This window comes from Roseofilum reptotaenium CS-1145 (genome assembly GCF_028330985.1).
In the GTDB taxonomy this organism is placed as follows: domain Bacteria; phylum Cyanobacteriota; class Cyanobacteriia; order Cyanobacteriales; family Desertifilaceae; genus Roseofilum; species Roseofilum reptotaenium.
Window position 1 is genome coordinate 1 of the sequence record NZ_JAQMUE010000112.1, and the last position, 20,766, is coordinate 20,766.

Sequence of the window (20,766 nt, forward strand, 5' to 3'; positions counted from 1 at the left end):
AAAACATGGTGGTAAGATTACCTGTACGTCTCAATTGGGCAAAGGCACTCAGTTGGAGATCTCCATACCCATTGGGAACTAACCCGTTGATTCTAGAGTGTATACCATAGCCCAAAGATGAGATCGCGATCGCAGCTCAGTGGCGATCGCTCCACTAACTTGAGATGAATATAATGGATCTCAGTACAGGACAAAAAAGTTGAAAAGGATGCAGGGAGAGAGTTTGATGGAAGTTAACACAACACCAATCAAACCCTCATGCAATACAGTAACTTGATTCGAGAGCAATTACGACCCCATCTGGGCTGGCATGGAGCGAGACTATCTTTCATCGCCTTGTTCATCATCGCTGTGTTCCGAACCAAAACCGTGAACCTAGCTGAACTGGCGAGTTTCTGGGAAGGAAGAAGTGCTCAAGCGTCGAACCATAAACGAATACAGCGATTTTTCCGGTCTTTTGAAATCGAGATAGATAAGTTCACCCAGATGGTCATGAGCATGGACAGAACTAACGGGTCATTGGGCAAGACTCACTTCAATATCCTGATGCGGAAAGCTCTTTCTTGCCATAATGCCCAGAGTATTGAACTCTGAGGCAAGCCATGAATCGAATAGAAGAACGGACTGTAGATATCCTCGTTGTTGGTGGGGGAACAGGGGGCACTTGCGCCGCCATTCAAGCTGCTCGGCGGGGCGCTCAAACCCTTCTAGTTAGTGAATTTCCCTGGTTAGGGGGTATGTTAACCGCAGCCGGAGTATCTGCACCGGATGGTAGCGAATTGGCAGCCTTTCAAACAGGAATGTGGGGGGCATTGGTGCGGGAATTAACTCAGAAACAACCGGGAGGATTAGACCATAATTGGGTGAGTTTATTTGGCTTTAATCCCCAGATAGGGGCACAAATTTTCCAGGACTGGGTGGATGCACTGCCTAACCTAGACTGGATTTGGGGACAAACGCCGTTAGAAGTGTATCGAAATGGCAACTGCGTTACCGGTGTTCGGTTTCAAAGCTTGCGGGTAAATGCCACTCTTACGCTAGATGGAACTGAACTGGGCGATTTACTCGCCTTAGCCGATATTCCCCATCGTTGGGGTTGGGAACTGCAAGCTGAATGGGGAGAACCGAGCGCTCCTCAAGAAGCTAACGAACTGACGCAACGCTATCCGGTACAAACTCCCACTTGGGTGATTCACCTACAAGATTATGGAGAAGGAGTCAGTGCCCCAGATATTCCCGGTTCTGTCACAGAATCAGTGTTTGCGGGAGCATGGGAAAATCATGGGGTAGAGAAATTCTTAAGTTATGGCCGTTTACCGAATGGCACGATGATGATTAATTGGCCGATTCAGGGAAATGATTATGGCATCAATCTAAATCGCCTGATTGAATCCCCTGAAAACCAATTTACCCTCTTACAAGAAGCTTTAGAGTATAGTCTTAACTTTGGGCGCACGATTCAAGCCCAATTGGGACAACGCTACGGGTTAGCGGTTAATCAATTTCCCGTCCTCGATTCCACTATCTCTCCTCGCTCTGCGCTCCTTCCCCAGTTCCAGCAAGGAGTCGCCCTTTATCCCTATTTTCGAGAAAGTCGCAGACTCAAAGGACAAATTACGCTGCGAGAACAAGATATTTTACCCCAACCGGACGGAAATGTGGCTCAATTACCCAGAGATGAAACTGGAGCCATTAATAGTATTGTCATTGGCAACTATCCTAACGACCATCATTATCCAGGAGTTGACTTCCGTCTGGCTCCCAAGTCCCTACGCTGGGGGGGGCGGTGGACGGGAACTCCGTTTACACTTCCCTATGGCTGTTTAGTTCCAGAGGAAATTACTGGATTTCTGGTCTGCGAAAAGAATATTTCTGTCTCTCATATTGCCAATGGAGCCAGCCGCTTGCAACCGGTGGTGATGAATATCGGTCAAGCCGCAGGAATGGCAGCAGCTCTCTGTATTGAACGCCGGGAAGACCCCCACAATTTACCGGTGCGAGTTTTACAATCAGCTCTATTAACGGATAAAAGTGCCCCAGCAGCCGTTATTCCCTGTTTTAATCTTACCCATCGCTCTCCAGATTGGCAAACCTGGCAATTCCATTATTTAGAGCATGGAGAGAAGTATCCAAAAACTGGCTATGCTCCCCATACTTTTTCCCCAGTTGATTTAGGAACAAGTTGTACTGACGGGTTAGAGGTATCAGGACTGTTTAAGCGATTAGAGGAACAAAGCTATCAATTACAGGTCAATGCCCCTGCCCAATGGGGGGGAAGTACCTGGCGATTGATTACTACTGAACCCCTAGTTAATGATGCTTTCGAGGGTCTGGAGGATCAACAACAGATTTGCCTGCGCGGACGCATGAACTCAGCCGGGGGTTGGATAATTGTGGAAGAAATTACGGACGTTTTTAGTTGATAAACTTCCACAGTTTATCCGGATGCACTAGGGAAACCGATGAGAAGTAAAACAGTTACTTCAAGACAGATGTTTCCCATGCGTACCAACAACTCCATTAAAATTAATCGTTTTCTGTTTTTGTCCGTGGTTATTGGTTCGATAGGTTGGGTTAACTTGCAAACCAGTCCTAAGGTTGCTTCCTATTCCAATCAATCTTCCCAATATGTAGAAGAGAGTCAAACTCATCGCGGAAGCGGACGGTGTGATGATACGGAGTGCCCTTCCTCCCAATCCTTTGATAGCATGAAAACTGCTCGTCGAGGCAGTGGACGGATTGACTCTAATCAAACCAGTTAAGAGTTGAGTAGGATAGAATATTTTCTAGTCCTGTATCTCTAAATACAATGATGATCAGCTTTAGATTCTCTCCTCCCCCATAACCCTGAAGTTAATGGGGGATATTTTTGTTGCTGGAGAGACAGGTTAACATCCTCTTTTGACCAGATTCTTCACGGCTAAGTCCTCAACCACTATCGTTTGGTTTTCGCGCACCAGTTGAGTCGTTAGCTTATGTACAAGACTTTCTCACATTGTAGTACCTAATATGTAATTGTGGTAGCCTATGTTTAGTCAAGCTGCCCTTCCAGGGCGGGGTTTCCGACCCAATTTTTCTGATGATTAAGGTTTTACATCTATCGGATATCCATTTGGGGAGTGGGTTAACTCATGGAAGAGTGAACCCAAAAACAGGTTTAAATACCCGTTTGGAGGATTTTATCAGGAGTTTGTCCTACTGTATCGATCGCGCGATCGCCGAACCCGTCGATTTAGTCTTATTTGGCGGCGATGCTTTCCCTGATGCTACGCCTCCTCCCTATGTCAGTCAAGCGTTTGCTGGGCAATTTTATCGTCTAGTGGAGGCAAATATTCCGACGGTATTATTGGTGGGTAATCATGATCAACATGCCCAAGGAAAAGGGGGGGCGAGTTTATCGATTTACCAAACGTTGGGGGTTCCAGGGTTTATTGTGGGCGATCGCCTAGCTTTACACCAGATTACCACTGCCCATGGCCCCATTCAAGTGATTACCCTCCCCTGGTTAACTCGTTCGAGTTTATTTACTCGTCCAGAAACCCAAGAATTATCCCTTTCAGAAATTAATCATCAATTAATCGACCGGTTGCGAACTGCCCTTGAAGCGCAAATTCGCCGTCTGAATCGAGATCTTCCCACGATTCTTTTAGCCCATGTGATGGTCGATAATGCCCACTATGGTGCAGAGCGGTTTTTAGCTGTTGGCAAGGGTTTTACTATACCCTTATCTATCTTGGCGCGTCCTTGTTTTGATTATGTAGCCCTCGGTCACGTTCACAAACATCAAATCCTCTGCGAGCATCCACCCGTTGTCTATCCTGGCAGTATTGAACGGGTGGATTTTAGCGAAGAAAAAGAACAGAAGGGTTATATTTTAGTGGAAGTGGATAAAGGACAGGCAAATTTAGAATTTTCACCCTTATCTGTGCGCTCGTTTAAGACGATTAAAGTTGATCTGAGTCAGGCAGAAGATCCCCAAGAGAAACTGATTCATACCTTAGAAAAATCTTCCCTTCAAGATGCCGTGGTACGATTGATTTATCAGATTCGTTCCGAACAATTAGATTTAATCGATTCCCAGCAACTTCACGAACGGCTAGACGTGACCCATAGTTATACGATCCAACCCGAATTAGTCAGTCAACTCTCCCGCACTCGACTTCCGGAATTAGGCCAAGGAAAGGAAGTCGATCCCTTATCCGCTCTGCAAGCTTATTTAGATAATCGGGAAGATTTACAAGAATTAGCCCCACAAATGCTAGACGCGGCACAAGAGTTATTGATTTCTAGCAATATTGTAGATTCCTAGAGGAGAGTTAGATACTCGATTCCCTAAAGACAACCGGTTTTTCAGGGAGAGTAATCCTTTAGAAATTACTGATTATTTGTGGATTCGCAATAGCGACGTTTGGCTCGTTCTTCCCTTGCTCTTTGAAAGTCTAATGTATTCAGATCGACGGGTTTTCGCATCTGTTCTGGGGTTTCTGGATCGCCTTGGTAAATTGTTGCCCCATCGGGCATTTTAGCCCCATTGAGTTTAATCCGATTGTCAACTATCGCCCCCGTAAAATCAGCTCCGGTTAAGTCAGTATTTCTTAAATCTGCACCTCGCAGATCGACCCCTTGTAATTTAGCATCTACAAAGTTAGACCATTGAAATTTTCCCTCTTGTAAATTAGCATTACTTAAATCAGCACAAGTAAAATAAGCACCTTCAAAGTTACTGTTACTTAAGTTGGCATTCATTAAGCGAGATTGCCTGAGTTGAGAACCTTTAACGGTTCTGCCGGTAATGTTGCTTAAATCAGCGTTAATCAGATCGCATCCTTGACAGGTGCGACCTCCATTCAGGAGTCGAGTAACGTGATCGGGATTAGCCGCGATCGCTACAGTGGTAAATCCGATACTTACCCCAAGCGCGATCGCTAATGTCTTTTTGAGTTTGATCATGGTAACTGAAATCCTTGAAGAAACTACAATAAAGGAACTGAGCATTATGAAAACAATTATACAAAATCAAACCCGGGTTTTCAAATTAAAAAAAGGTTAATTTTTTCTGGCTCGATGATAGAATAATTCCACCTGAACTCAGAAGAAAAAATACTAGATGTATTATCAAAACCCCTTGATTTTAAGCCTCCCCACTGGGTCTCCGAGTCCTGAACCCTTACCAGAACCCGTAAATCTAGTCTCTCACCAGGGTCAAACGATTGTTTATATCGGTATTTTTTTATTGATTGTCACGCTCATTATTATTGTGGGCATGATCAATCAAAAGATAGAAAAAGCGCTGATTATCTCAGTTCTACTAAGTTTAATTTTGATTCCCATATTATGGTTGATATAACCGGTCAAAATTAAAAACTAGATTACAATAGAACGGAAAATAGTTTTTGTTGCTGCTTTGAGTATAGCGCTTCGCGCTAGGCACTCTAGCAATAGACACTCTAGCAATAGCTTGCATTGCTTAGGGTTTAAGGCTTCAAGCTGTACTCCATAGAAAAGAGAATCGCTGTACTCACGAATTGTCATGACTTTAATCAAAGTTCCCCAAATCTGGGATATACCCGATCGCCAGATCACCCCAGAGTCCGTATTCATGAATCGTCGGAAATTGCTCAAGGGACTGATGGGAGCCGGCATTACCGCCAGTTTGCTCCCATTAACCGCTTGTGGTCAGCAAAATCAATCGAGCAATATGGGATCGGGTTATACTACGCCAGAGGCGATCGCTCAAAATCCAAAGTTTCTCAAGGGAGATTTGGAGATTACTCCCCAATCCCTTTCTTCTAAATACAATAACTTTTACGAATTTGGCACCACCAAATCGATTCAGCAAGCAGCCCAAGCTTTGCCCACAGAAAACTGGAAAGTAGAAGTTGGAGGATTGGTGAAAAATCCCCAAACCTATGATATGGACGATCTGCGAAATAAATTTGAAACAGAAGAGCGCGTCTATAGATTTCGATGTGTGGAAGCTTGGGCAATGGTTGTACCTTGGTTAGGGTTCCCCATGCGCAAACTGATCGAAGCGGTTGAACCCACATCTGAGGCTAAATTTGTGCGATTTACCTCTTGGTATGATAAACAAATTAGTACCGGCCCCTCTGGGAATCTGTTTTCGCCTCTTCCCTGGCCCTATACGGAAGGATTGCGAATTGAGGAAATGGCCAATGAATTAGCCTTTTTTGCCACAGGAATTTATGGTCAAGACTTACCCAAACAGCACGGCGCTCCCATTCGTCAAGTGATTCCTTGGAAATATGGCTTTAAGGGAGCAAAATCGATTGTCAAAATTGAATTTCTGGACACTCAACCGGCAACGTTTTGGAATACGATCGATGCAAAGGAATATGATTTTGAAGCCAATGTAAATCCGGATAAACCCCATCCCCGATGGTCTCAAGCGACGGAACGGCTCATTAGTGATGGATCTGCGTTCAGTTGGCCCAGACAACCGACCCTACACTATAACGGCTATGGGGAATGGGTGGCTCATTTATATGGTTAAGCCTATGCTTTAAAAAGTGTGAGCATCAAACTTAACCATTAACAGGTGATGAGGAGTGAAAACTAAATATTGGAGATTAAGAGGACTAGGGGCGATCGCCAGCCTAGTCCTATGGGTGTTGCCTGCTTTGGCGGAGCTACCCCGCGATAAAGTTATAGCCCTAGTCGAAGCTCTGCGAGTATCTGCCCCCCAAGGGCAAACCGCAGAAACTCTCTATGGCCCATGGAAAATTAGAGCCAACAACATTACCCGATGGTCTCAATGGTGTCTGGGGGAAACCGTAACCCCAGAAGCCTTTGCCGCCAATATAGATCAAACCAGAACCGTTTTGGTTTGTATTGTTGGGGATGTTCTAGCTGAAGAATATGACACAAGTGCCCAAGATGAAGACCGTGCCATCCGCAGAACAGCAGCTTGGTGGGTCTCGGGTAATCCAAATTTGTATAACCAAGGGGACATTGCTGTTTACACTAATAAAGTATTGAGGTCTTATCAAGACTTCAGAAACAACCCCACAGACTTTTAAATCCTAAAGTCTGGGACTAGCAAATCACTTGACTGAATCATTACTCGGATTACTCCATGGACACCATTAGAGACCTTTTGCAACCGATTGTTAACCCCATTGCCGATTATTTCGCTGGTTTAGGCATTCCTGAACCCATAACCCATTGGGGACATCCCCTAATGATGGGCATTGTCGTTTTTGTGTTAGGCACGTTTGTGGCCGTTGCTGGATGGCGCGGACGGAGTGCCACGGATGAAGAGGTAGCGACTCAAAATAAGCTCAATCACCGCAAACTGGCCCCATTTTTAACTCTATTCTTAGGCCTCGGATATACCGGAGGAGTTTTATCTTTGGTGATGCAAGGACAGCCTATTCTCGAAAGTCCCCACTTTTGGACGGGTTCAATTGTCTTAGTACTGTTGGGTCTCAATGGTGCAATTTCAATTACCAAATTTGGGGGCGATAATAAACCTTCTTTGCGTACCCTTCATGCTTATTTGGGTACGGCAGCATTGGCATTCTTGTTTGTTCATGCCTTTTTAGGTCTGAACTTGGGCTTATCGATTTAAGCCATAATTCTTTAAGTAGGGGTGGGAGAACTCTCCTCCCTACCATCGGCTTCCCAATTACCCTTCTGCGAGCGCGAAGCGCTATATTAATTGCCTTGACTGTCAAACGCACCGATACGAACCAAGTTTTACGAGTCCTGCCGATTATCGTTGGCGTAATTGGGGGAACGCTGTTAATGGTGAATCGGCTATTCACGCCGGAATTAACGCCTTCCCAAGGCCGTTCTGATGTAGTAGGCGTGATGATTAGCGCCCTACTAATTTTAACCGGATTACTCTGGCAGCAGATTCAACCTGTGCCTCCAGAGCGGGTGCAATTAATTGGGGAAGAAGGCTTTGAATTGTCTGCTGAGTTACCCGATTTTGTCAAAGTTGAGTTAGCTTGGGCTTCCCAATTATTGCTCACGAATACGGCCGGGCGATCGCTGGTAATTTATTATCAAGGTCAAGTACTGCTGCGCCGAGGTATTTTAGGCCCAAAGTCTGAGGTTAAACCCGGCCCCATTGTGCAACGGGTTCTCGATAAAGGTAAACCGGTTTATTTAGTCAATCTCAATATTTATCCGGGCAAAATTGAATTTGATTATTTACCTGAGAACACACAAGGGGTAATTTGTCAACCCTTAGGAGAAAATGGCGTGATGATCTTAGGCGCGAATGCACCGCGCAGTTATACGAAGCAAGATGAAGTTTGGATTGCTGGAATTGCTGATAAAATTGGCAATTCCTTAATGGGTAATAGGGAATAGGTAATACACTATAGTAAACATAATGGTCATGCGCCAGCAAAAGCGTGAGAGTTGCACCAATTATGTTTTAGCGCGATCGCCGATGGAGTTAATAGAGAATTTTTGGCGGACTGGTGCAACAGGAAGATCTTTACCCTTTTCTTGATAATCTTCTTTAACCAATTCCCAAGCTAATTTTAACTCCTCTAAAGCTTCGGGGGGAGTATCACCAAAGGCTTAAATATTAGGATATATTTCAATTCTACTTACTGTAGGGGCTTGCATATTTTTCGCCCCTACTATCCGTCTAAATCTCCTTCCATGACTAGGGCGATCGCCTGTTTGGTGTTTTCTTGGAACTCCCGGATATTCACCCGATTCAAGAGCCAGGTAGCGGAGATCAAGCCCCCTGCTTGCACTACAAACACCAAGCCGTAGGACAAGACTGGCTCAGAAAACAAGACTTTTCCCAGATCTAGCACAGCTCCTCCTAACACCGTTGCGCCTCCTCGTGCCATTGCCTGGGCTAAACCCCAAGCGCCGATAAACGTTCCCGCTGTTTCGGCAGCCGTTAAATCCAGCATTAAACCCACTGCTCCAGCAGTTAACACTCCAGAGCTTAACCCAAATAGAAATAGGCTCAACATGAGGGCTTGAGGATTGCCGGTAAACCCAGAACATAAGAGGAATCCCGAACAAAATGCTGTTGCTACACAGCCGCTAAAACAGGTGCGTTGTTTGCCTAAGTGAGGGGTAATTAAAAAACCGGTTGAAGCAATACCGATCAAAGTTCCCATACCAAAAAAGGCATTGAGTCGAGCCGTTTCTGAAATTTTCATCTGGAACACTTCCCCTCCGTAGGGTTCCAAGACGGGATCTTGCATAAACAAGCTAATGCTCATGAACAGGAGAAAGGTGAAGAAAATCCCAGTTTGGCGACTGGCAGTGAGGATTTTTAAGGCATTGCCCAAGGTAATTTGATCTTCTCGGTTCGCGGCACTGGAGCGATCGCCATAAAGCGAGTATTTTTTCTCGATCCCTAGGGTTCCGACAACGGTCAGCACGCACACTAAAGCTGGCACAATAATAAACAAACGATTAATCGATGCTTGCAGGGCTTCAGGAGGAGCATCTAAGCCTAACTGTTTTAATAAGCTACTACTAATAATCGCCCCAACCACAATACCCACCATCAACATTGACCAGACAATACTGACCAATTGCGATCGATTTCGGTCATCAGAGACATCAAATAATAGGGCAGCAAACGGCGTAGAACTGGCACTTAAGGCTAATCCATAGAAAACAAAGACGAGCGCCAACAAAGCCGCCCAAGTGTAGGTAGGGAGAGTCCATCCCAGGGTAGCGGCACTATTTCCCAGTTGCCAAACCACTTGCATGGCAATAAATGAAGTGGTGGTAAATAGCAGAGTTCCCATCCAAACATAGCCTGTGCGATGGTAACCGGCTATTGGTTTCGCATCCGAGAGTTGGCCAAACCAGATGCGTGCAGGAGAAACAAACTGATGGGCGGCGATCGCCCCTGATGCAATCAAAGCGGGCACTTTCAGCTCATCAATCATCACCCGATTAATCACACCCAACGTGAGCAGGGACATAATCCCTAAACCCATTTGAAAGAGTCCCAAACGGAACATGGTCAATAGATTAATTTGGGATTTCGACTCACCTGTTGCCATCATACGGGTTGACCTTTTAAACCTTAAGACTTTCAATCGGGTACAAACATGTTAGAAGCTATGCCAATGAGCGCCGAGGGACACTTAGGTTAGTTCTCCTATGCTTAGGATACAAAATTTCGGCACTGTGCGATGCCTTTTGTTCTCCAGAGGATTCCCGATGATGAACAATTAGACTGGGGGGGATGCGGGGGCAAGTTCTGCAACTCATCAGCAGATCAATCCATCACCTTTATCAACCCGCACTCCGAATCGCTTAATTATAAGTGTTCATTGCCGTGCCCCGTAATTGGGTCATCCAATGATCGATGCCTTCCACATTCAGGCGATAACTGAGGGGATGGGCAATCAGATAAGCCGTACTATCAAATAACTTCTTAATTTCCACTAACCCGTTTTCCTTTAAGGTTTTGCCCGTAGAGACTAAATCGACGATTGCCTCTGACATATCAGTAATCGGACCGAGTTCTACTGAACCATACAACGGGATAATCTCCACCGGTAAGTCTAAACCATGAAAGTATTCCCTGGCACAATTGACTGATTTAGACGCAACTCGGCAATGGGCCGGTAAATCGAGTACATCTTGATAAGGACTCGACTGTTTCACTGCCACAGACATGCGGCAATAGCCAAAACCGAGATTGGCAAGTTGGGCAACGGCTGATTTCTTTTCGCGCAGTACATCATAGCCCACAATACCCAATTGGGCTTGTCCATATTCGACATAAACGGGCACATCTTGGGCACGAACCAATAGCCCTTTCATTGTTCCCGTCGGATCGACAATTTGCAGTTGACGGTTACTGGAGTCCAGAAAGGCACTAAAATCGAGGCCGACTTGCTGGAGCAGTTGAATCGTTTCTTTGAGTAATGCCCCTTTGGGGATGGCAACGGTAAGCATGGTTGGGTTTGGGGGAATGGGGGAGTGGGAGGATAAGACCCTATTGCCTCATTCTCCATATCTCCGTGTCTGAGCAGTTTACCATCTATCCTACACACGCTAGAAGCCTAGGGATTAAACCCTATAAGAACGAGCGATCGCCTCCCCCGCCATTCCAGCGCGAAGCGCCATATGCGAAAATGGGGAAGGTGTTTAGATTCCCCGATCCATTATCGATTCTCCTGTCCCTACTATCCAATCCTTACCGCCAGATGTGGTACATCGGATCGCTGCGGGTGAGGTGATTGACTCGATCTCCGCCGTGGTTCGAGAATTAGTGGAAAATGCCCTTGATGCGGGTGCGACGCGCCTGGAAATCGAGATTTGGCCGCGACAATGGCGTGTCAGAGTGGCTGATAATGGTCAAGGAATGAATCGAGAAGATCTCATTCAAGCCGCGCGATCGCATACGACCAGTAAAATTCATACCATTACCGATCTCGATCGCATTACCAGTTTAGGCTTTCGCGGTGAAGCGCTCCATAGTTTAGCCCAACTTTCCCAACTGGAAATCTGGAGTCGGGGCAGTGCAGGGGAAGGATGGCAGGTAAAGTATAACGCTTTGGGGGAACCGGATATCATTGATGCGGTGGCGATCGCCCCTGGTACAATCGTAGAGATTTCCCATCTATTTGAAACTTGGGCGCTCCGTCGTCAAGGGTTTCCCTCTCCTCCCCAACAACTGCGAGCCATTCAAACCCTCATTCAAGATATTGCCCTCTGTCATCCTCATATTGCCTGGAAAGTCAGCCAAGACTCGCGCCCCTGGTTTACCATTAGTCCAGGCAAAAATGCCCAATCCATTCTGCCCCAACTGCTGCGGGATGTACAGGTGAACGATCTCTGCTTTCGGGAAATTGCCCTAGAGCAGGAGGGACTGAATCCAGAATCAGATAACTTAGAATTAGTCTTAGGCTTACCCGATCGCTGTCATCGCGGTAAACCCGATTGGGTGAAAATTTCCGTTAATGGGCGTTTGGTGCAATGTCCGGAACTGGAAAATACGGCGATCGCCGCCATGAGTCGCACCGTACCCAACAAACGCTACCCGGTGTGCTTTCTCCATTTGCATCTTTCTTGCGATCGTATTGACTGGAACCGTCATCCTGCTAAATCTCAAATCTATCTGCACCCCCTCAAACCGCTCCAAGAAGCCGTGCAACAAGCTATTTCTGATGCTCTAAAGCTCAGTGATATTACCTTGCCTCAAGCCGTCCACCAAGAGCGAGTCGGCCGACTGCTCAAAGCCTCGGAAAAGTCTGGTTCCTATCAAGTTTCGCCAAAATCCAATGCCCCCACGCCTTTAGAACTCAAGGCAGTTGCTCAAGTGCGCCAAACCTATATTGTCGCAGAGCATCCAGGAGGACTGTGGTTAGTCGAGCAACATATTGCCCATGAGCGGATTTTATACGAGGAATTGTGCGATCGCTGGCAACTCGTTCCCCTCGATCCCCCCATCATCCTCAACCACCTCACCCCCAAAGAAATCGAACAACTCATCCGTATCGGTTTAGACGTAGACCCCTTTGGCGAAGGTCTGCACGCCATTCGTAACGCTCCCCAACTCCTCCAACAACGGGAGGATTGCGCCGAAGCCCTGCGGGAACTTGCCGCCGGAGGCGACCTAGAAACAGCTCAAGTTGCTACAGCCTGCCGCAGTGCCATCCGCAACGGTACCCCCCTGAGCATACCGGAAATGCAAGATATCTTAGATCGGTGGCAAAGAACCCGCAATCCCCACACCTGCCCCCATGGTCGCCCCATATACCTGTCTCTAGAGGAAACCTCCCTAGCCCGATTTTTCCGCCGCCATTGGGTGATTGGTAAAAGTCATGGGATTCAGGAACGTTAAGAATTACACTAAAATTGAGGCGATCGCACTGGAATTCCTCTATTTTTAGGCAAAATGGCCTACCATAGTTCATAACGCAACAGTTTTAACTGAGAATCCCTACAAAAAAAGGAGAACCGATCATGGTAGCGATTATTGCACCCGATGACCGAGATGCCATCTTATTGGGAACAGCAGACAATGATGAAATCCTAGGAAAAGAAGGAAATGACTACTTGTTTGGTTTAGAAGGAAATGATTGTTTAACTGGTTCAGGGGGACGAGATTTACTCAGTGGTAATACCGGTAATGATTCGATTATCGGTGGTGAGGGTAACGATCTCTGTTATGGCGGACAAAATGATGATCTTATCAGTGGCAATGATGGGAATGATTTTCTCTATGGAGATTTGGGCAATGATATCCTAAATGGCGATCGCGGCAATGATTACTTTTTTGGCGGTGAAGGGAACGATACTATTCAAGGGGGTGATGGGAATGATTTGATTTTAGGGGGTCAAGGAGATGATTCGCTAACCGGAGGTGCAGGTAATGATTTTATCTGGGGTGGACAAAGTATAATCAACGATATGATTGATGGAGGAGAAGGGAATGATACCCTCAGTGGCGATCGCGGTGGCGGAATTTTGAGTGGGGGGCCAGGCGCTGATGTTTATATTTTACGGGCTTCTCTAGCAACCGATCCGAGAAATAGACCCCTGATTTCTGGTTATCAAGAAACTGATGTGATTGGTTTAGCAGGAATTAGTGTTAATGATGTTGCAGTCACCCGAACCGGTCGTTTTGAAGCCAGAATCGATCAAATTAGCACAGGTGCAGTGATTGCTTCAATCTATGGTATCGATTCGAGTTTAATCTTCAACAACCAAGTGAGATTTCTAGAAGTGGATGTGGGATTGATTTGATAGTTCTAAAAAAGTAGAGTTCACAATAAAATTCTTTGATCAAAGAAAATTCACTGGACTGATTTTCTACGATCTACCGATTTGAACTGCTCAAATCGGAAATGTATATCGGCTGATTAGAAGTTTTTTAATAAAATCCGTAATCCGAAAAAGTGAAGTTGTAGGAGGGGTATCGACATAACTTAAAGTGATGTCCCGTTAAACGCGACTAGCTAGGTGTATGTATGCTCTTATTCTCCCCTCCAAATCACCAACGCCAATCAACTAAAATAATACCAAAATCAAACCTCTGTGTTGGTCTGGAAGAAACAAACAATATGGTGTGGCAAACGGGACATCAACTCCAAGATGGTCAATATACGATCGCAAGGAAACTCGGTGAAGGCGGATTTGGGATCACCTATCTTGCCCAAACCCAAACCGGCGACAATGTGGTGATTAAAACGCTCAACGAGAAGATCCGCAATCACAAAAACTTCGAGAAATGTCAGCAAGACTTTCTCAATGAAGCTCTATGGATTGCCAAATCGTCCCATCCCCATATTGTTCGCGTTGAAGAGTTGATCCAGGAAGATCACTTATGGTGTATCGTACTAGAGTACATTGAAGGAACCAATTTGGGTACTCTAGTAGATACTGAAGGAGCCTTACCTGAAGCCGAAGCCCTCCACTATATCCAACAAATTGGGGATGCTCTGAATACCGTCCATCATCAAGGGTTTTTGCATCGGGATATCAAACCGCTAAATATTTTACGGCGCAAGGGTGAAGCTTCAACCACACTCATCGACTTTGGCATGGCTCGTAAATTTATGCCTAATTTAGTTCAAGGTCATACCACCTATGTGAGTCGAGGCTTTGCGCCCATAGAACAGTATGACTGGCAATCCTTTCGGGGCCCTTACACCGATGTCTACGCGTTAGCAGCGACCCTCTATGCACTGTTAACTGAAGAAGTGCCAGAGTCGGCAACTAACCGCGATCGCCACGTGGCTCGCAAGCAAAGCGATCCCCTCATTCCTCCCCAGGAAATTAATCCAGTAATTAGCGATCGCATCAATACCGCTATCTTAGCCGGCATGGCCCTCGAACCTGAAGACCGGCCCCAGTCTATCGAACAATGGTTTGATCTATTGGGAATTGTCCTCATTTCCCCTCCTTGGCAAGCCCCCCCTCCCATCAATGATACCGAGCGTAAATGGAGTTCTGCGGTAGGCATGGACTATAGTACTTTAGAACAACTCCTCGCTGCTGGAGACTGGCAGGGGGCTGATCGCCAAACCGACCAGATTTTGCTCGAAATCAGCGATCGCACCTTAGAAGGCAGCCTTACGGAAGAGGAAGTAAAATACCTCCCCGGTCGAGATTTGCGAACCCTTGACCGCTTATGGGTGCATTATAGTAACGGTCACTTTGGGTTGAGTGTCCAAAACCGCATTTGGCGGTCTTTAGACAAAAACTACGAAGAATTCGGCGATCGCGTCGGTTGGCGATCGCCCGACCATTCGTGGTTAGCCTACGTCAAGCTTACCTTCAATCTTGGCGCTCCCCAGGGCCATCTTCCCACTTGGGGAAGACGGGGGCGCTTATGGCCCTACCTAGGATCGCGACTCAAGCGCTGTGGACTATAGCGCTATGCGCTGGTAATCGGTAATCGAAGTAAATCAGTGAATCATTTTTAGATTGCTCACTGATTTACACCGACTCACTGAAATTTCCCAGCGCTATATACACAGAATCAGGAGAATTAATTATGGCATTCATTACTGCTGAATCCACCCTATCCGTTGAAGCTCTGACCTTCGTCAAAGTCAACTACGAAGCTGAACTCCAAGCTCACTTTAATCTATCTGTCTCAGAACTTAGCGATCGTCAAATCGCCGAATTTGCCCTCGAAATTTCCACCACCATTCCTACTCTTGGTGAAGCAATTATTTCCATTGATGCTCAAGCAACAGGTAGCATCACCGGTACTCTAAACAATGGACAGATCCTGATTGGAGCAGGTGGAGAAGATACGCTAGTGGGAGGCAATGGTGACGATGTTCTCATTGGTGGATCTGGAAAATCCTCACGACGCACAGGTACTGCTCGAACAGGCACAGGGACTGCTCGAACAGGCACAGGGACTGCTCGAACAGGCACGGGGACTGCTCGGACACGCACAGGAACTGCTCGGACAGGTTCAGGTGCGACAGGTTCAGGCGGGGGTTCTGGTGGGGGTTCCGGTAGACTCTCAAGAATCTCTGGATTATCCGGTGCTGACGGAGACGACGACATCGACGGCGGAGAAGGCAATGATACTTGCCTCGGTGGAGACGGTAATGACTCCTGCGCTGGTGGTGCAGGCGATGATTCCTGTGTCGGTGGAGACGGTAACGATACCCTAGACGGTGGAGATGATAACGATACCCTCATTGGTGGAGACGGCGATGACTCCTGTGTTGGTGGAGACGGCGATGACTCCTGCGTCGGCGGCGATGGCGATGACTCCTGCATCGGTGGCGATGGTAACGATACCCTAGATGGGGGTGATGATAACGATACCCTCATTGGTGGAGACGGCGATGACTCCTGTGTTGGTGGAGACGGCAATGACTCCTGTGTTGGTGGAGATGGAAACGATACCCTAGACGGGGGTGATGGTAAGGATACCCTCGTCGGTGGAGATGGCGATGACACTTGTGTGGGCGGACAAGGCGATGACTCCTGCGTCGGTGGCGAAGGCAATGACTCCTGTGTCGGTGGAAACGGCAAAGATACCCTCGTTGGTGGAGATGGCAACGATACCCTCGTTGGCGGTAATGGCAACGATAGCCTTGTCGGTGGAGATGGTGCAGATAGCCTTGTCGGTGGTAATGGTAAAGACACCCTCATTGGTGGGGATGTCCTGATTGGAGGAGAAGGAGATGACCTCTTAATTTGCGGTGATGGTACCTCTGATATTAGTGGTGGTGCTGGCTTTGATATCGTCAGCTTTATCAATGTAGAGCTGGATATCAATATTAATGCTGGATTATCTATCAACGTCTCTGCATCAGGAACAACTACCGTAACCGCAACCCTAGCAGGAGGTGTAGAACTCAACAATGCTATTGAAGGGGTTGAAGGCTTCGGTGGCTCTACGGGTGATGATACCATGACCGGTAGCGAAAACGGAGATGACCTCAATGGTGGAGAAGGCGACGACAGCATTGATGGTGGAGCAGGGGATGATACCCTGACTTGTGGAGAAGGAAATGATACCTTAATCGGTGGCATTGGTATAGACTTCGTGTCCTATGTGGAAGCCTCTGTGGGTGTGGAAATTAACCTGGAAACGGGTATCACCGTAGTCGGTCAATTTGAGAACAGTATTTCCGGATTTGAAGGTGCAATTGGTTCTCAGTTTGATGATGTAATTACTGGTGGTGCAGTTGCGGGATTAAATCTGCAAGCTGGCGGTGGTAGCGATACTTATAAACTGACGGCTGCCAATGCTGTGGGAACCACAATTAAAGATAGTGGCGGTATGAGTGATGTCATCGAGGTTGAAGGGGTTACCCTATCTTTACCCCCACAAGGTGAAGATGCACCACCAGCAACCGGAACTCAGGTTTTACGCAATGGTACGGATTTAGTTGTCGATCTCGATAATAATGGCCAGTTTGACGCAGCAAGTGATTTGGTAATCGCTGATTTCTTCTCCTTTGAAAGCAACTCTGGAGGAGCAGGTGTGGTTGAACAAGTTGGGAATTTAACGAGTGCAGAAATTCTCGCCGCCTTCCCCAACCCCGAACCTCCAGCTCCTGGTTCAGGTACATTTACTGACCCCGTTGCTCCTCCAAGTTCTACAACAACGACTACCACCAATATCTCCGTTCAAGTCACCACTGAGTTTAACGTGAGCATCAATAATGATGTGGTTGTTGGTACGGCTGGAGCTGATGTGGTTCTTGGTTTACAAGGTAACGATCAAATTAATGCTGGTGCAGGGGATGATTCTGCCAATGGTAACCAAGGTGAAGATACGGTTAACGGTGGTGCCGGTAATGATACTTGTTACGGCGGACAAGGGGATGATGCCGTTAGTGGTGGCGATGGTAACGATATGGGTTCAGGCGATCGCGGTAATGATATCGTCAATGGAGATGCTGGCGAAGACCAACTCAATGGCGGCCAAGACAATGACTCTATTGATGGTGGTGCAGATAATGACAACATCTTTGGTGGTCAAGGAAATGACCTGATCAACGGTGGTGATGGCAATGATGTCATTAGTGGTGATGCTGGTACAGATACCCTTATCGGTGGTGCAGGTAATGATGTCTTCGTTCTGCGCACCGGAACCGCAGCCACAACCGTAGCCGAAGCCGACCTGATTTTAGACTACCGCGAAGGCGATACTATTGGCTTGACCGGTGGCATTACTCCCAATGACTTGACCTTCACCGTAGTCAACGGTAATACCATTATCGAGGTAACCAATAATGGTGTAACCTCCGTTCTCGGTATTGTCAATGGTGTAGCGCCTGAGCAACTCAGCTTTAGCACTGCTGACATTCAGGTGAATGTTATGGGTAATGTTTCTGTCATGAGTAGCGTCTTTGTCGGCGGCAATATTGGCTCTCAAGCCTTTGCTGTTGGTGCAACTGCTTTTGCCAGCGTTGACTTTAGTCAGTCCTTTGCTCTGGTATAGTTTCTCCATTCTGAGCATTTAGATTAGGTTAAATCCTAATCGAATAGGGGTAATTCATGAATTACCCCTACTTTTTCGTTGGGCGATACAATACAAACACGCGAAATGAACCACAGCAGCCCATAACAATTGGAATTTCTTGACGTTTAGGGTAGATTCTCACCCACATTACCATTATGGAATTTATCAGCCCCAAAACTGATTTCCCCCTTAAGCACATCTTTGGCTCTCAAAAAAGTAAAGATATCTTGATTCTCAGTACAGGACAAAAGGCTTGAAAAGAAAAGGAGGAAACTTGACGATGAAAGCATCATTACCTCAAAGAATGCGTGGTATTTGGGGTCGGAGTGTGACGGAGGATTTGCCCAATATACAATGGTGGCATCGCGTCATGCCTATCGGGTCAATAGTCCCTTGAGCGACAGTGAGTTGGCATCTTTTCCCTGTTCCTATTCCACGGCAGAAAACTTGCTCACCCGCTCCCAGGTGAGTGCAATGGATCGTGTCCTGGTGACTGGCGCTTCGGGTGGAGTGGGTTCGGCAGTGGTTCAGTTAGCCAAAGCACGAGGTGCTGAAGTCATTGCTATCACATCTGGCTCCAAAATGTCTGGAATACTGGATTTGGGGGCATCTACTGCCATCTCTAGAAATGACGATCTGTTGACTGTTTTGGGACACAACAGTGTGAATGTCGTGGTAGATTTGGTTGCTGGATCGCAATGGCCTGTCTTGCTTGATGTTCTCCAGCCAGGAGGTCGTTATGCGACGGCAGGGGCGATCGCCGGCCCCCATGTTTCCCTCGATGTCAGAACCCTGTACTTAAAAGATCTGACGTTCTTTGGTTGCACCCAATTGGAGCCATCTGTTTTTTCTCACCTGATTCAGTCTATTGAAACGGGACAGATTCGCCCTCTTGTGGCATCGACCTTTCCCTTAGAGCAAATTGCTCGGGCCCAAGAAATGTTTCTGGCAAAAAAATTCATGGGGAAAATTGTACTCACCTTGGACTGAGGACAATTTTCTAGAGCGATCGCACAGACGGGAGTTGTTTATCCCATGGTTATGACAATCTCAGCTATTCAAGTGGAGCGAAGTCTTTGCCAGGCATGTGAGTAGTACAGCGCTTCACGTGCCAGAAGGGTAATAGTAATGGGCAGAAGGGAAAATCATTTTTCACGCTATGCGTGCCCATTTTTCAGGCTTTTCATGGGAAGGCACGCTCAAGGAAAATTCCGATCCTTGTACCCTATAGCCAAGGAAACTGCTGTATCCTCTTACAGTTTATCTGTCAGGGCTTTTGCTACGGTAACCAACGTACTGTTGCTGCGTACCATCATCGCATGGGGGAATACAGACAGCTTAACATTTTTGCCCACAGGCATTTGTGAACTTTGTGCTGGCACAATGACAAAATCGTAGGGAGTCCAAAGAGAACTAAACTTGACTTGCTCTAACTTGTGCATATCTGCATTTAAATCGGCTAAAAATCCACTCCCCGGACGCATTTGTACACAACCAATAAACGGCAATAAATAAGCCAGATAAGTCCCATGATGGGGAGAAGAAATGGTGATAAATCGTTGAATTTTATCCAGTCCTCCCAAGCGCTGGACATAATAGCGACTGACTAAGCCCCCCATGCTTAAGCCGACTAAATCAATGGGTTGATCGGGGGCAAAGGTTTGATCGACATAGGTTTTAATTTGTAGGGCTAGTTGATCTAATCCCACAATTGAGGTGTTGGGGACTACATCAAATCGATGGACTTCCCATCCGCGCTCTTTTAGGTATTTTGCCATGCGGTTAAATACATAGGCTTTACGAAAAATACCATGAATGAGCACTACGGGATTACGGGAGTTTGACATATCAATTCAATTCTTAAACACTTACAGCGTTTTGCGCTGGGGAATAGGGAATAGGGTTGTGGTGCATGGCGAGAGAGGATTCAAGCTTGTGTTTCATAACGCAAGCAAAGTGCTGTATTATTTTTTTTGTCACTCAGGTCACTCGGAATCTGCTGGGCACTTTAGGTTGGCCATTCAGGGGAATTGACTGATAATCAAGTTTCTCTAACTTCCTGACCTTACTATAACTCCTGCTTATCTTGCTTCGCTTCTCCTCTTTACTTTTTCTTTAGGAATTACCTGTAATAATTAAAAAATAATCATTCTTGAACGTTGCGTCTGCGCTCCCTTCAACTTTCCGTGTCCTCCCATTCTGCCATCCGCCCATTCCCTCACTCTCCAAAGTTTGATACAATAGTTAGTTATGACCTTACGATGGGGTCACAGTTTTTGGCGATCGCACATGAGAGACAAAAAACCCCTAACGTAATGGGGTATCGTATTTCAGTCCCATAACCGAGGGTT

16 protein-coding genes and 3 pseudogenes are annotated in these 20,766 nt (G+C 46.6%); 14 read left to right on the top strand and 5 right to left on the bottom strand.

What is annotated here, in order from left to right; all coding sequences use genetic code 11:
* Positions 1-258: 258 nt before the first annotated feature.
* The 3 genes and pseudogenes from PN466_RS24695 to PN466_RS24705 form a co-directional block, all read left to right on the top strand.
* Positions 259-549, top strand: a pseudogene (locus PN466_RS24695) (IS4 family transposase); the annotation flags it as partial.
* 53 nt (positions 550-602) lie between these two features.
* Positions 603-2,423, top strand: a complete 1,821-nt coding sequence (locus PN466_RS24700; RefSeq protein WP_271945121.1) for an FAD-dependent oxidoreductase — start codon at positions 603-605, stop codon at positions 2,421-2,423.
* A gap of 39 nt (positions 2,424-2,462) precedes the next feature.
* Entirely contained in the window at positions 2,463-2,762 is a 300-nt protein-coding gene (locus PN466_RS24705; protein ID WP_271945124.1) for a hypothetical protein, read from the top strand.
* A 138-nt stretch (positions 2,763-2,900) separates the two neighbouring features.
* Here PN466_RS24705 and PN466_RS26600 read toward each other — a convergent pair.
* A pseudogene (locus tag PN466_RS26600) lies at positions 2,901-2,981 on the bottom strand (RNA-guided endonuclease InsQ/TnpB family protein); the annotation flags it as partial.
* A gap of 98 nt (positions 2,982-3,079) precedes the next feature.
* On the opposite strand from PN466_RS26600, the gene sbcD reads away from it, so the two are divergent.
* Positions 3,080-4,309 (top strand): exonuclease subunit SbcD, encoded by a 1,230-nt coding sequence (sbcD, locus tag PN466_RS24715; protein WP_271945127.1) that lies wholly within the window; start codon positions 3,080-3,082, stop codon positions 4,307-4,309.
* A gap of 65 nt (positions 4,310-4,374) precedes the next feature.
* Here the strand turns inward: sbcD and PN466_RS24720 are convergent, their stop codons facing one another.
* A complete protein-coding gene (locus tag PN466_RS24720; RefSeq protein ID WP_271945130.1) occupies positions 4,375-4,950 on the bottom strand; it encodes a pentapeptide repeat-containing protein in 576 nt (191 codons plus the stop codon).
* A 157-nt stretch (positions 4,951-5,107) separates the two neighbouring features.
* On the opposite strand from PN466_RS24720, the gene PN466_RS24725 reads away from it, so the two are divergent.
* The 5 genes from PN466_RS24725 to PN466_RS24745 all read left to right on the top strand — a co-directional run bounded on the left by PN466_RS24725 (position 5,108) and on the right by PN466_RS24745 (position 8,337).
* Positions 5,108-5,347: a hypothetical protein gene (locus PN466_RS24725; protein ID WP_271945132.1), complete on the top strand. Its 240-nt coding sequence runs from the start codon at positions 5,108-5,110 to the stop codon at positions 5,345-5,347.
* A gap of 183 nt (positions 5,348-5,530) precedes the next feature.
* On the top strand, positions 5,531-6,511 hold the full coding sequence (gene msrP, locus PN466_RS24730; RefSeq protein WP_271945135.1) for a protein-methionine-sulfoxide reductase catalytic subunit MsrP: 981 nt from the start codon (positions 5,531-5,533) through the stop codon (positions 6,509-6,511).
* Positions 6,512-6,566: 55 nt separating this feature from the next.
* The gene (locus PN466_RS24735; RefSeq protein WP_271945138.1) at positions 6,567-7,037 is read left to right on the top strand and encodes a hypothetical protein; all 471 of its coding nucleotides are present in this window, start codon (positions 6,567-6,569) and stop codon (positions 7,035-7,037) included.
* 56 nt (positions 7,038-7,093) lie between these two features.
* Entirely contained in the window at positions 7,094-7,588 is a 495-nt protein-coding gene (locus tag PN466_RS24740) for a DUF4079 domain-containing protein (RefSeq protein WP_271945141.1), read from the top strand.
* A 95-nt stretch (positions 7,589-7,683) separates the two neighbouring features.
* Entirely contained in the window at positions 7,684-8,337 is a 654-nt protein-coding gene (locus PN466_RS24745) for a cofactor assembly of complex C subunit B (protein ID WP_271945144.1), read from the top strand.
* A 278-nt stretch (positions 8,338-8,615) separates the two neighbouring features.
* Here PN466_RS24745 and PN466_RS24750 read toward each other — a convergent pair whose 3' ends face one another.
* Positions 8,616-10,019: a BCD family MFS transporter gene (locus tag PN466_RS24750; protein ID WP_271945147.1), complete on the bottom strand. Its 1,404-nt coding sequence runs from the start codon at positions 10,017-10,019 to the stop codon at positions 8,616-8,618.
* 253 nt (positions 10,020-10,272) lie between these two features.
* Positions 10,273-10,920, bottom strand: a complete 648-nt coding sequence (gene hisG / locus PN466_RS24755) for an ATP phosphoribosyltransferase (protein ID WP_271945150.1) — start codon at positions 10,918-10,920, stop codon at positions 10,273-10,275.
* 211 nt (positions 10,921-11,131) lie between these two features.
* Between hisG and mutL the strand changes: the two genes are divergently transcribed.
* The 5 genes and pseudogenes from mutL to PN466_RS24780 all read left to right on the top strand — a co-directional run.
* Positions 11,132-12,811 carry a DNA mismatch repair endonuclease MutL gene (mutL, locus tag PN466_RS24760; protein WP_271945439.1) on the top strand — a complete coding sequence of 560 codons (1,680 nt, stop codon included), beginning with the start codon at positions 11,132-11,134 and terminating at the stop codon, positions 12,809-12,811.
* Between the two features lie 122 nt (positions 12,812-12,933).
* Complete coding sequence (locus tag PN466_RS24765) at positions 12,934-13,716, top strand: calcium-binding protein (RefSeq protein WP_271945153.1); 783 nt, start codon at positions 12,934-12,936, stop codon at positions 13,714-13,716.
* Between the two features lie 317 nt (positions 13,717-14,033).
* Positions 14,034-15,347 (top strand): serine/threonine-protein kinase, encoded by a 1,314-nt coding sequence (locus PN466_RS24770; protein ID WP_271945156.1) that lies wholly within the window; start codon positions 14,034-14,036, stop codon positions 15,345-15,347.
* Between the two features lie 122 nt (positions 15,348-15,469).
* Positions 15,470-18,394 carry a hypothetical protein gene (locus PN466_RS24775; RefSeq protein ID WP_271945159.1) on the top strand — a complete coding sequence of 975 codons (2,925 nt, stop codon included), beginning with the start codon at positions 15,470-15,472 and terminating at the stop codon, positions 18,392-18,394.
* 330 nt (positions 18,395-18,724) lie between these two features.
* Positions 18,725-19,405 (top strand): annotated as a pseudogene (locus PN466_RS24780) (zinc-binding dehydrogenase); the annotation flags it as partial.
* 263 nt (positions 19,406-19,668) lie between these two features.
* Here PN466_RS24780 and PN466_RS24785 read toward each other — a convergent pair.
* Positions 19,669-20,262 carry an esterase/lipase family protein gene (locus PN466_RS24785; RefSeq protein ID WP_271945165.1) on the bottom strand — a complete coding sequence of 198 codons (594 nt, stop codon included), beginning with the start codon at positions 20,260-20,262 and terminating at the stop codon, positions 19,669-19,671.
* Positions 20,263-20,766 lie beyond the last annotated feature (504 nt).

Excerpts from the sequence above, each read along its gene's own strand:
- PN466_RS24700 (WP_271945121.1), top strand. The coding sequence starts at position 603 with ATGAATCGAATAGAAGAACGGACTGTAGATATCCTCGTTGTTGGTGGG.
- PN466_RS24705 (WP_271945124.1), top strand. The coding sequence starts at position 2,463 with ATGAGAAGTAAAACAGTTACTTCAAGACAGATGTTTCCCATGCGTACC.
- sbcD (WP_271945127.1), top strand. The coding sequence starts at position 3,080 with ATGATTAAGGTTTTACATCTATCGGATATCCATTTGGGGAGTGGGTTA.
- PN466_RS24720 (WP_271945130.1), bottom strand. The coding sequence starts at position 4,950 with ATGATCAAACTCAAAAAGACATTAGCGATCGCGCTTGGGGTAAGTATC.
- PN466_RS24725 (WP_271945132.1), top strand. The coding sequence starts at position 5,108 with ATGTATTATCAAAACCCCTTGATTTTAAGCCTCCCCACTGGGTCTCCG.
- msrP (WP_271945135.1), top strand. The coding sequence starts at position 5,531 with ATGACTTTAATCAAAGTTCCCCAAATCTGGGATATACCCGATCGCCAG.
- PN466_RS24740 (WP_271945141.1), top strand. The coding sequence starts at position 7,094 with ATGGACACCATTAGAGACCTTTTGCAACCGATTGTTAACCCCATTGCC.
- PN466_RS24750 (WP_271945147.1), bottom strand. The coding sequence starts at position 10,019 with ATGATGGCAACAGGTGAGTCGAAATCCCAAATTAATCTATTGACCATG.
- hisG (WP_271945150.1), bottom strand. The coding sequence starts at position 10,920 with ATGCTTACCGTTGCCATCCCCAAAGGGGCATTACTCAAAGAAACGATT.
- PN466_RS24765 (WP_271945153.1), top strand. The coding sequence starts at position 12,934 with ATGGTAGCGATTATTGCACCCGATGACCGAGATGCCATCTTATTGGGA.
- PN466_RS24770 (WP_271945156.1), top strand. The coding sequence starts at position 14,034 with ATGGTGTGGCAAACGGGACATCAACTCCAAGATGGTCAATATACGATC.
- PN466_RS24775 (WP_271945159.1), top strand. The coding sequence starts at position 15,470 with ATGGCATTCATTACTGCTGAATCCACCCTATCCGTTGAAGCTCTGACC.
- PN466_RS24785 (WP_271945165.1), bottom strand. The coding sequence starts at position 20,262 with ATGTCAAACTCCCGTAATCCCGTAGTGCTCATTCATGGTATTTTTCGT.